Source organism: Rheinheimera soli (genome assembly GCF_031457405.1).
Classification (GTDB): Bacteria; Pseudomonadota; Gammaproteobacteria; order Enterobacterales; family Alteromonadaceae; genus Pararheinheimera; species Pararheinheimera soli_A.
In genome coordinates this window covers 1-11954 of the sequence record NZ_JAVDWR010000035.1, presented here as the reverse complement: position 1 = coordinate 11954, position 11954 = coordinate 1, and the positions used below count along the sequence as shown (strand labels likewise).

Annotated in this window: 10 protein-coding genes; 9 read left to right on the top strand and 1 reads right to left on the bottom strand. The window is 44.0% G+C overall.

The features are described from left to right. Positions 1-137: 137 nt before the first annotated feature. Positions 138-1904, bottom strand: coding sequence for a M61 family metallopeptidase (locus J2W69_RS20260; RefSeq protein WP_310281991.1), 1767 nt, complete (start codon positions 1902-1904; stop codon positions 138-140). A 417-nt stretch (positions 1905-2321) separates the two neighbouring features. Here J2W69_RS20260 and J2W69_RS20255 point away from each other — a divergent pair, with 417 nt between their 5' ends. From J2W69_RS20255 to J2W69_RS20215, 9 genes are all read left to right on the top strand, one after another. Next, the gene (locus tag J2W69_RS20255; protein ID WP_405047903.1) at positions 2322-3884 is read left to right on the top strand and encodes a diguanylate cyclase; all 1563 of its coding nucleotides are present in this window, start codon (positions 2322-2324) and stop codon (positions 3882-3884) included. 35 nt (positions 3885-3919) lie between these two features. After that, complete coding sequence (ppnN, locus tag J2W69_RS20250) at positions 3920-5275, top strand: nucleotide 5'-monophosphate nucleosidase PpnN (protein WP_310281987.1); 1356 nt, start codon at positions 3920-3922, stop codon at positions 5273-5275. Between the two features lies 1 nt (position 5276). Next, positions 5277-6080, top strand: coding sequence for a flap endonuclease Xni (gene xni / locus J2W69_RS20245; RefSeq protein ID WP_310281985.1), 804 nt, complete (start codon positions 5277-5279; stop codon positions 6078-6080). A gap of 8 nt (positions 6081-6088) precedes the next feature. Next, positions 6089-6472: a DUF3192 domain-containing protein gene (locus J2W69_RS20240; RefSeq protein ID WP_310281983.1), complete on the top strand. Its 384-nt coding sequence runs from the start codon at positions 6089-6091 to the stop codon at positions 6470-6472. 1 nt (position 6473) lies between these two features. Then, positions 6474-8240: a hypothetical protein gene (locus J2W69_RS20235; protein ID WP_310281981.1), complete on the top strand. Its 1767-nt coding sequence runs from the start codon at positions 6474-6476 to the stop codon at positions 8238-8240. Between the two features lie 147 nt (positions 8241-8387). Beyond that, on the top strand, positions 8388-9395 hold the full coding sequence (locus J2W69_RS20230) for an isocitrate dehydrogenase (RefSeq protein WP_127021037.1): 1008 nt from the start codon (positions 8388-8390) through the stop codon (positions 9393-9395). Between the two features lie 240 nt (positions 9396-9635). After that, positions 9636-10280, top strand: coding sequence for a glutathione S-transferase family protein (locus tag J2W69_RS20225; protein WP_310281978.1), 645 nt, complete (start codon positions 9636-9638; stop codon positions 10278-10280). Positions 10281-10857: 577 nt separating this feature from the next. Continuing rightward, positions 10858-11433: a hypothetical protein gene (locus tag J2W69_RS20220; protein WP_310281976.1), complete on the top strand. Its 576-nt coding sequence runs from the start codon at positions 10858-10860 to the stop codon at positions 11431-11433. A 126-nt stretch (positions 11434-11559) separates the two neighbouring features. Further along, positions 11560-11880: a hypothetical protein gene (locus tag J2W69_RS20215; protein WP_310281974.1), complete on the top strand. Its 321-nt coding sequence runs from the start codon at positions 11560-11562 to the stop codon at positions 11878-11880. Positions 11881-11954 lie beyond the last annotated feature (74 nt).

Here is an 11954-nt window from a genome sequence, read left to right as displayed (position 1 = left end):
GAACACCTGAGCTAAAAAGGAGCTGAGCCCAACGCGGGAAAAAAACTGGTGTTCACAATCACCAGAATAGGTGTTCAGATAAAACAGAATACGCAATCTGACAGCACGAGCAGAGATAAACCCTGCCCCCACAAATTCTACAACTCCACACCCAACCATGCCTTATGCATAGCCTTTTGCTGACGGCTTGGCTTAGCCACAGGCTCGATTTTACCTATACCTTTTGGCTTATCAGCCAACACCAGTTGTTGATGCTGTAATCTGCCCTGACGGAAATAACTGACTTGTACTTTGTCGCCTGCTTTAAAATCCTGCAAACGGTGGCTCAAATCGCCTTTTAATTGCAAAGCATTAATAGCAACAATTAAATCTTCAGAAGTAAAACCCGCTTTCCAGGCCGGACTATCGCGTTCAACCCTTTGCACCAGCGCAAAACCGCTTTTGTCTTCAGCTGTAATACCTGTAAAGGTTTCACGTTCTTTGCCCCTTTGCCATTGCAAACCAAAGCTGGCTAACAACTGCTCAGGCTCAAATTTCATCGGCTGTTCTATTTGTTGTTGCCACCATAAGTTTTGATCTTCACCTGTCAGCTCGGAAGCAATCTGGATCACGTCTTCGGCGGTAAAAGCTGTGGTTTTAGCAAAACGCTGATACAGCTGGTTATGTAATTCGCGGTAGCTGGCTTTGCGCCCTGACTGCCTTAAAATTAATTCATCCAGCAGCCAACTGGCGATATAACCTTCAGAGTAAATACTGACATTAAAGTTAGCGCCGTGATCTCCGCCTGAGCTTATCCAGCTGTCAAAACTACCTTCAGCCACCGACTGCACTAAACGCCCTGGAGTATGCATAAATCTGTGCAGGCGTTTTGTCAGATCCTGATAAAACTCTGCTTTTGTCATTAAACCAGCCCGTAGTAACAACTGATTCTGGAAATAACTGGTAGAACCTTCTGAAATCCATAACAAACTGCTGTAGTTAGGGTTGATATAGTCATAAGGAACCAGTCCGGCTGGCCTGTATGCTTTGACATTCCAGGTATGCACTATTTCGTGTGAGGCCGTACCTAAAAACTCCAGATAATTAGCCCGGGGCGCAAAAGTAAATCTGTCGCGTTGGATCACAGTTGAATTTAAATGCTCAGTGGCGCCACGAACACCGTCTGTGGCGTGCACAATAAACAAATAACGGTTGTAAGGATAACCTTGCCAGATAGAGTCCGTTTGCTGCACCAGCTTTGCTAAATCTTTTTGCATCTGCTCTGCGTTGTAATTACCTTCGCCCCAAATCACCAGATCGTAATCACGGCCATCCACCTGAAAATTGTGGTGCTGGTTGATGCCGGTTTCTATAGGTGAATCGGCCAGCACATCATAATTAGCTGCAATAAATTTGTGTTCGTTATCCTTTTTATCCATACCAGAGAAAGAGCGCCAGCCTTCTGGTACTTCCAACTGCACCGATACAGCCTCAGCTTTGTGTGGCTGGCTGAACATTAAATAAGAACTGGCGTTGATATAAGCATGAGTTTCATCAATATGGCGGGTGCGTTCCACCAGTTGATTGGCATAGACTGTATATTCCACTACAACTTTACCTGGTGCAGCTGGCTCTAAAGTCCAGCTGCTTTTCTCAGTTTTTTGCCAGTTGATGGCCTTTCCTTGCGCATCCACAGCGCTGAAGCCACTGATGCCATTAGCTAAATCCAGAATTTTATATTTACCACTGCGCCAGGAAGGCAACATCAAGGTCAGAGCTTTGGCCTCTGCCACATTCAGCTCCATTCTGACTTTTGCTAAATGATGCTCTGGTTCAGTGATACTGATTTGATAATCCACTTGTGCCCAACTGTAAGCTGAGCTGCTTATTATGATCAATGCAAAAAATACTTTCAGAAATCTCACGCTGTAACCTCCAAAACCAAAAATGAAAAACAACCATAAATTCAAACAAATAGCTAATAAAACGCCACAAAATGCCCAATAAAAGCGATCAGAATTCTGTAACCCACCCTGTACTATTACATTTTAACTTTTACTTTCAGATCAAATTCTGCTTTAATGCACCTCGTCCTGACAGGGACAACCCTATTAACTTCAGACCAAAAGTGAACAAGATGAACTATCTGACCTCTGCTGAAGAACAAAGCTGGTTACCATACTATTTAACCAAAAAGTAACCACAAAAAAATACCCTACATAATTGCTGATTTTAAGCGGACTTTTAGTCCGCTTTTTTCATTTCCTGCCAGATTAAGCTGTCGCTTTTATCATTATTGCAGATATACTTAGCTCAAACCGAGCGGGTTTTGTACCTGGGGAATGATTCTGGTGGCCGAGCAGCAAAGTGATGTAAAACAACAGCTGGTAAATGCAGTAAAAGCACGCAAGCAGCTGGAAGATACCTACGAAAGTCAGTTTAAAATTTTGTCTCAATTTGTCTCCAGGTTGTCTTTGGCCTGTAAAGGCATAGATATTGAGCTGGATAATAAGCTGGCGCGTTTGCGTCAGGAGTTTGCCAAAGGCACTGATCTGGAAAAAATTCTGCCTTTGGTGGAAAGTGCCGTTGAAACTCTGAAAACACTGGAAGCCCGGCAGCAATCCGATCTGAAAAAAGCCCAAAGCACTTTAACAGATGCCGGGAAAATGCTGCAGAAACAGCGTGGTTTACCGGACCAGTTGAGGCGCGACTTACGTGATTTGCTGACGAAAGTAGAGGAACCGTCCCCTACAGTGCAGGCATTTTTACCTCATATCACCCGTTTAACAGAGTTGTATCAATCAGCTTTAGCCACTAAACAACAAAATGAGCAAAGCGGTGCTGAAGATGACAAGAAGTATCAGTCTATTTGCCGGCAAATTTCTGTTGAACTGACTAACCTGCTGAGTGAATTGGCCTTTGAAGGTAAATATGGCCAGGATATAGAGAGAATTCGCTTAACTTTGTTGTCCGATGTCAGCATTGAGTCCCTGCTGGAATCCTGCTTACGCACTATTGAAATTATTATTGCCTCAGTAACAGACGAGCGTCAGTCGGCTCAACATTTTCTGCTGAAACTAAACGAAGCCCTGACCGGGGTGCAGCAAGCTGTTGTTTCTTCGCTAAATAGCTCCAACAGCATCAAAGAAAAAATGCAGCTGCTGAACCAGCAAATAGAGCTGCAAATCACCAATTTAACTGCAGACACTAAATCAGCCACTTCGCTGGAGCAGTTGCAGTCTTTGGTCAGCACCAAACTGGGTGCCATTACTAATTCTCTGCGTGAAAAAGAGCAACTGGAAAAAGACGAGCGTGAGTTGATGTTAACCACCTTACGCCAAATGGAATCCCGCCTGTCTGAATTGGAACAGGAAGCAACCCAATTTAAAAAACGTTTGGCCGAGCAAAAATTCAGAAGCTTGCAGGATGCCTTAACAGAATTGCCTAACAGAGCTGCTTTTGACGAACGTTTTGAGCTGGAAATTCGCCGCGCTCAACGTTATGGTAAACCTTTGGCTATAGCTTTGGCTGACGTGGATCACTTTAAACAAATTAACGATAACTATGGCCATAGTGCTGGTGATAAAACTTTAAAAGTCATAGCCCAGGCGTTAAAACAAAGCTTACGTGAAACTGACTTTATCGCCCGTTATGGTGGTGAAGAGTTTATTATTTTGTTCCCGGAAACACATTTATCTGAACTTAAACAGCCTCTGAATAATCTGAGGGAAAGGATCAAGAAAATCCCCTTTAAATTCAAAGACCAGAACGTGCCCATTTCAATTTCTTTTGGTGCGACTGAACTCAAAGCCTCTGACAATAACAGAGCAGCTTTTGACCGTGCAGACGAAGCTTTATACGAAGCCAAACGTGCAGGCAGGGATTTAGTCGTATTAAAAAGCTAAGTATCGGCATTAGCCGGGTCATAAGGAAGTAATCTATGCATGTACAACTGAATCCGTTGGGCGCCATGGCGCTTTTGTCTCAACTTGAAGTTGACCGCCTGAAGAATAACACCAGCACTGACGCCTTTAGCTTATTCCGCAATTGTTGCCTTGCCGTATTAAACGTCGGCAGCCATACCGACAGTTCCAGCGAAATTTATGATCAATTTAAAAACTTTGATGTGAATTTATTAGCCCGTGAACGCGGTATCAAAATTGAACTCTTTAACCCACCAGAAAGCGCTTTTGTTGACGGCCAAATCATCCGTGGTATTCATGAGCATTTATTTGCCGTCTTGCGTGACATTCTGTTTTTCCACACACAACTGACCCACGCCAACAGGCTGGATTTACAAAACAGCGATCATATAACTCATACGGTGTACGACATTTTGCGTAATGCCCGCGTGCTGGATTCAGCCGCAGAGCCAAATATGATTGTCTGTTGGGGTGGCCATTCGATTAACGAAGCAGAATACAAATACACTAAAGAAGTAGGTTACCAGTTAGGTTTACGTGGCATGGATATTTGCACTGGCTGTGGCCCTGGTGCAATGAAAGGCCCGATGAAAGGTGCAACTATAGGCCATGCCAAACAACGTAATACCAAAGGCCGTTATTTAGGTTTAACAGAGCCAAGCATTATTGCAGCCGAACCGCCAAACCCTATAGTCAACGAGCTGGTGATTTTGCCTGATATCGAAAAACGACTGGAAGCTTTTATCCGGGTTGCACACGGCATTATTATTTTCCCTGGTGGTGCAGGCACAGCTGAAGAGCTGCTGTATTTATTAGGTATTATGCTGCACGAAAAAAACAAAAATCAGAAGCTGCCAGTGATCCTGACAGGGCCACAACAAAGCGCTGCTTATTTTGCTGAACTGGCCAGTTTTATTGAACAAACTTTAGGTAAAGAAGCGCTGGATCTGATCGAAATAGTGATAGACGACCCGGCTGAAGTAGCCCGCAAACTGAAACATGGCTGTACTGAAGTGCGGCAGTATCGTAAGAGTTGTGGTGATGCCTATCACTTTAACTGGACCTTACATATAGCACCTGACTTCCAGCACCCATTTGCTCCTACTCACCAGAATATGGCGTCTTTGGATCTGCATCTGGAGCAGGACAAAGCAAAATTAGCAGCTCATCTGCGCCGCGCTTTCTCTGGCATAGTGGCAGGTAATGTCAAAGATGAAGGTATAAGAGCCATCAAACAAAATGGGCCTTTTCAGCTATCAGGTGAAGCTGTTTTGATGAACCTGATGGATAAACTATTGCAGGCTTTTGTTGCTCAGGGCCGGATGAAATTACCAGGTTCAAAATATGAGCCTTGTTATCAAATTCTGAACTGATATGGCACATTTGTTATTACTCGACGGACTAAACTTAGTCCGTCGTTTATACGCAGCACAGGAAAGACCTTTTCATAACTCCCCTGCCCCTTACAGTGAAGCCACAGGCCAGCAACTGCTGCACAATACAGCAGAGCAACTGCAACAAATTGTCATTAAGCTGACGCGACAGTTTAAACCCAGCCATGCATTGGCAGTGTTTGAAGTCACTCACCTGAACTGGCGCACCCAGCTGTACCCTGCGTACAAAGCAGATCGCCTGCCTATGCCGGAGCATTTACAAACGGCTTTGCCTGCACTTAAACAAAAACTGGCAGATATAGGCATCGAAAGCCTGCAAATGCCCGATCAGGAAGCCGATGATGTGATAGCCAGCCTGGCTATGACAATGCGTAAACATCAGCAGCAAGTCACTATAGTATCAACTGACAAAGGTTATTTACCTTTACTTGCCGAAGGTGTGGCTGTGTACGACCATTTTAATCGCCAGCAGCATAGCGCTGAGACAGTGCAGCAGAAGTTTGGCGTATTACCAGAGCAGTTAGTCCGATATTGGAGCCTGGTGGGTGATAAAACGAATAACATTAGTGGTCTGACAGGTATAGGGCCAAAAACGGCAACAGAACTGTTAAAACTGGGGCCGGATATTAAAACGGCTCTGGCTCATCCGGATTGTCCGGCCAAACTAAAAGACAAGATTGTAACGTCTCGTGCTGAACTGCAACTCTTTATGCAGATCTTAAGCCTGAAAACTGATTTGCAGTTGGGGCTTAACTTGCAGCAAGTACGTTTTACAGCATGCTGAGGCAGAAGATGAAAGTAAAAACCATAGCCTTCTTACTTGCAGGATTAGTGCTGTATGCCGGTTTAACCAGTATTACCCTGATGTTTTACAAAGATGATCCTGATCAGATGAACTGGCAGGACAGAGAAGCCTTTAACACCAAATATATTTATAAACTGGATTTAACCAAAGCCATCAGCCGAAATCAGGTGATTGATTATTTGGGTGGGCCTGACATTACTGAAGCCAAAAAGCACCAGCAACAGGTTTATCAGGTAATGTATTACCGCACTCACAGAACAAAAACTGACGGCATCACCACCAAAGATGAATGCACTGCTATTTTATTTAAGAATCAGCAACTCATTGCTATAGGTGAAACCGCAGTCGCGCAATTTAACCAACTGGATTAAGATGGCAACTTTGGGATCTTTAACAGCACTTCATCAGAACTGCAGTGATTTTTACTCAAAAAATCATGAGCTTAGTTTAGCCATGCAACTGGATTTGCTGCAACAGATCTGTAAGCTTTGCACTCAACTGGCCTATCAGTCTCCTTTCCTGTTGTTATCCCAGTTATCTCTGACCCCAGCCACTGGTTGCATTTCAAGTAAACTTTTTATCAAAGAAGCGGCGCTGCTGACAGCTATTGCTATGGCCGGGCGCTGGCCTGAAGAATTATTTATACAGCTGTTAAAAAGCTGCCTGCTGCAGCATTTGTCTGTCACTGCCTTATTGGAAAAGTCGGCAAAAGCTGAAGAGCTAAACGCTTTAGAACAACAACAACTGAAATTTCCTGCTGTAGTAACTATGAAACAACATAAAGAATTAGCGGAAAAAGCCGGAGTATTAAACCTGCTGCGCCAGTGTTATGGCAAAAACAAAGGTTTATCAAGCTGGCAAAGCCCTTATTTCAGCCAGTTGATCAGTTTTTGCTGGCAGGTGACACGCTTGATGTTACCTGGAGCAGGCAAACTGATAGCGCTGGAAAAAATTTCAACCCAGTTGCTGCCACAAGCAACGGCAACAGAACTGCAGTTCTGGCAGGCTCTGTCTTGTTTAAACAGCAGCAGCTACAGCACAGGGCGTTTTGTGCGGGACTCTGATGCCAACCTTGCCCTGCTGCTTTGTGAAACTCAAACCAAAGAACAAATGCAGTTACTGCTTCAACCTTATGACAAAAGCACAAAACAACTGTTGCCAGCACAGACTGTAACTGCAGCAGACTGGCAGTTACTAAACCCAAGACAATACAGCCAAGATGACTGGCTCAGTGGTTGGCAACAAGATAATAAATTACTACCACAGTGGCCTGAAACCGCAGATTTACCAGCTTTAAGCTGGTTACAGCAACTGAGTCATGCAGCCAAAGTAAGCCAGCAGGCAGAACTGATTGAGCAACATCCCTGGTTGATGCAACAACTGCAGGAAAAGGCATCAGCACAAAGCAGGCAACAACAAAAAATTCAGTCCACTCAACATGCTATTGCCATGCTGGGCCAGGAGCAACTGCTCCCCTTGTTAAAACAGGCCTGGCTGGAGCAACATTGCCAGCAGCAACACCAACCTCACCACCACTGGTTGCTGGAATTCAGACGGGTATTAGCCAAAGCTTTGTATTTATTAACCCAGCCAGTGAAGTTTTATGCTTTAACGTCGCAACAAGCCGAGCTTTTGGCCTGGTGTTTATGCTGGCCTTTGTGGCAACAGTCTGACTTGCGATTTTTGGCTTTGTCGCATCCAACAGAGCCCACCAGTCTTATCAGTCCATGGCTAAAACAGCAGTTATGGCAAAGTGAACACTACCAACAACTGGCAGTAAAAACTCTGAAGCATTTGCAATTTAACCAAAGCTGGCAAGACGCCTGCCTGCATTACAGAGCCTTGCCGACAGCCACTCATTCTTACCCTATGGCTTTTGTATTGGCTTTTGCTTTTGATCTGACAGCTTCGGTATTTTCTGATAGCGACGATACAGACAGGCTGACTCACAGCTATAAATTTGTAGAGCCTCACTTTACGACAAAACCACAGACGGCAAGCGCTGCAGCAGATTGGCAGGCCCTGCTAATTGAACAAACCCGGCCTGTGACCCAACTTATAGCCAGTTGTAGTTTTATTTCTCCATTTCCTAAAGTTATGCCGCAGGAAGTCACAGATTTGTCGCAGATGTCGGCATAAACTGGAAAATAAACACCAAAACTGGTATATTTTCGGCGTTTTTCCACAACCACTGCTACAACAGCTGTCATAAGAAGAATGTATAAACGTCAGCTTTGTGTTTAGTACAACCAATCCATGTCGCATTAAAAGTTATAAAGGAACGTTATGAGTTCACAAACTATTACGGTCATCAAAGGTGATGGCATAGGTCCAAGCATAGTAGAAGCCGCTATTCAGGTTCTGGATAAAGTAGGCTGTAACTTTAACTATGAATATGTTGAAGCTGGCTTAACCGCGTTAGAAACTACTGGCGAGTTGCTGCCTCAAACCACGCTTGATGCTATTGCCCGTAACAAAATCACCCTAAAAGGCCCGCTCACTACGCCTGTAGGTGAAGGTTTCACCTCTATCAACGTAACTTTACGTAAAAAATTCAACCTGTACTCGAACGTACGTCCGGTAATTTCTTTCAAAGGCACTAAAGCCCGTTACGAAAATATCGACATCATTACAGTACGTGAAAACACTGAAGGTATGTACTCTGGTGCTGGCCAAATAGTGAAAAACGAAGGCGAGCTGGCAGAAGCCATGAGCGTAGTGACTCGTGAAGGTTCTGAACGTATTGTTGAGTTCGCCTTTGAACTGGCCCGTCGCGAAAACCGTAAAAAAGTGACTATTGTTCACAAAGCCAACATTCTGAAATCTACCTCTGGTCTGTTCTTAAAAACTGCCCGTGAAGTGGCTTTACGTTACCCAGACATTCAGGCCAGCGAGATGATCGTTGATAACGCCTGTATGCAGTTGGTGATGAACCCACAACAGTTTGATGTAATAGTGACCACCAACCTGTTTGGCGACATTTTATCTGACTTATGTGCTGGTTTAGTCGGTGGTTTAGGTATGGCACCAGGTGCCAATATCGGCAAAGATTGCGCCATTTTTGAAGCAGTACACGGCAGCGCGCCGGACATTGCAGGCAAAAACCTGGCAAACCCTAGCTCAGTGATTTTAGCTTCTATTCAGATGCTGGAATATTTGGGCATGAAAGATAAAGCAGAAAAGATTCTGGCCGCTTTAACTGATGTAATTGCATCAGGCGACCGCACAACCCGCGACTTAGGTGGCAGCCACGGCACTACAGACTTTACTGCAGCTATGCTGGAACGCCTCTGATATCCCCTTCGTACTTGAAGCTGCAGCTTCGTTGACTACACCATCTAGCCCCAGTCACATAGGTAACTATGCTCCTGGGGTCTAGCTGGCTTGTCGCCTCCCTGCAACTCCAATTACTTTGGGTATAAGTCTGCACTTAGCCTCCCGCCTCATACGCCCTTGCCCCAAAGATAGTTTTGCCATCATCTGCGCTTCACAATACTATGCTCTGATAAGTTTTTGATTTTAGGGAGAGTATCGATGTACCAACTGTATTATTCACCAAGCACCGCCAGTATGGCGCCGCATATTCTGCTGGAAGAACTGGCAGTTCCTTATGAGCTGGTTTTAACAGACACAGCGACAGGTTCTCATAAAAAAGCTGACTATCTGGCGTTAAACCCTAATGGCACTATTCCAACTTTAGTGGACCAAGGTCAGGCCATTTTTGAAACTGCGGCCATTTGCCTGCATTTAGTCGACAGCCACCCAGAAAAAACACTATTCCCAGCTCCCGGTACTCTTCAACGCGCCGAAGCTTACAAATGGCTGATTTGGTTATCCGCCACCTTACAAAGCACTTTAGTGGTGTATTTTTACCCGGATCGCTGGGTAAGTAGTGAGCAAAATGCAGCAGATGTAAAACGTCATGCAGAGCAAAAAGCCAAAGGCCTGCTGGAACAAATAGATAAACATTTAGCCAGCCACTGCAGCCCATGGTTTTTAGGCGAAGAGTTTTCACTAATAGATATTTACGCCATGATGTTATGCCGCTGGACCCGTCATTTCGACGAGAAAAAAGCCCGCGATTTCCCTTTTATCGCCCTATGGGTACAAAAGGTTTTAGCCCGCCCAGCAGTACAAAAAGTGATGGATTATGATGGCTTAGTTAAGCCTTATGTTTGATTGGAGATAACCGGATAGGGCAAAAGACCTTGCCCTTGCAAAATGATTCATCACAACAAAATACAGGCAGTGGTAATAGCCTAAAAAAGTAGCCCACTGAGCTTCTATTCAAACGGCGCGGTCAACTACAAAGCAGACACGCCGTAGATACATCCATGTAGGCTCTTGTCCAGCGTCCTTGCTGGACAGGGTCTGCTAACGTAGTTGTTCAGTCGTTTCCTGAACTCTTCTGCATCCTCGCTTTGTGCCGATTGCGAACATTCGTTTTACATCTGGACGGATACACAGTGTTATTCGCTTTCACCATAAAACAGGCATACTTTGAGCTAATAAACTGGCACATTTATCTGTTGCTAAAAAAGAAAAACATTATATTTTAGATACTTAGAGCTGACCAACCTAAAAATAACAGGCCAAACAAAAGTACTAATGTGCCAGCACGCTTTGGGTCGCAATTATCAGTGGTTGGTTGTGATTAATTGTTTTTTATTAATAAGTTAATGCTGGTGTGTCATCAGGTAGAACAAGAGAAAGCGTGCTGGCACAATATACAAATGTTACATGCAAGGAGGAAAGTGTGCGTAAGTTGCTAGATCTACTGCGTAGTTTATTCGGATCATACGGACTGTTTGAAATTATTGTTTCTATGCTATTTTTTGGCTTGTGTCTTTATTTCAATTTTGTTTTTATCGAAGAGGTTTTGAAGGGTAAGTCGCCAGACGAACAGACCAAATTTATGGTTCTGTTCTTTAACATGATGATGACTGTGATAATAGCTTTGCCTCTCATAAGTAAGCTTCTATCCAAAATTTCTGATAATAAGTTCAGTGAATTTATTGATCTTCCAACCAAAGACAATAAATTCACTTTCACATCAATTTCCGGTTTTCTTAGTGATCAAGCATTAGCATCTTTCTTAGCCACTGTTTTAATATTTACCGGCAAAGAGGCACTCGGGGAATATGGTGGCTGGCTTGCGGCGGGTTATATGTTCTTTTTGTTTGCAGCAGCAATTATTTTGGCAACAATTTCATTGGTAAGGTTTATTTTTCATTTCACCAAATATCATTGGGCTTATTATGCGCTCGCTGCGATGTTATCTTCTTCGGTAATGTTCGCATTTTTTAATGTTGGGTTGCGACTCGGTGCTTAACTCGCATGTAACAAGCGACTGCTCCGGACAAATTTCCGCTGTCACCTTTTGTGCAAAAACATGCACAAAAGTCGCCATCAAAAATTTGCTCGGTGAGCCGAGCGTTAGCAACTACAAGGAAACCTCATGAGCAATGAGAAACTTGATGCAGTAGAAAAAGCCCTTGGCAATCCAGTTGCTGGCGATCTTTCTGACAATGCACTTAAAGTCAGAAGAAACCTGTTGGCGTTCGGAATAGTCTCTATCGTAATTACAATTGGCGGCGTCAAAATAGATCCCGCTTCCTCTGTTCTTGGATTTAAATTTGTTGGAATTTCAGAAGATCTAATTACAAATTCTCTCCTGGTAACTAATGTCTACTTTTTATTACATTTTATCTGGTATGCATTTGAAGGTTTTCTTGAGTGGCGGCTACGAGTGACTGGAACTAGTACCTTTTCAATTTAATTCTGATCGATTGAGTTACCAGTCAGTTGGTAGCTCATGGACCGGAACTAAGACCGTAATTGCCCTGCTTTGAT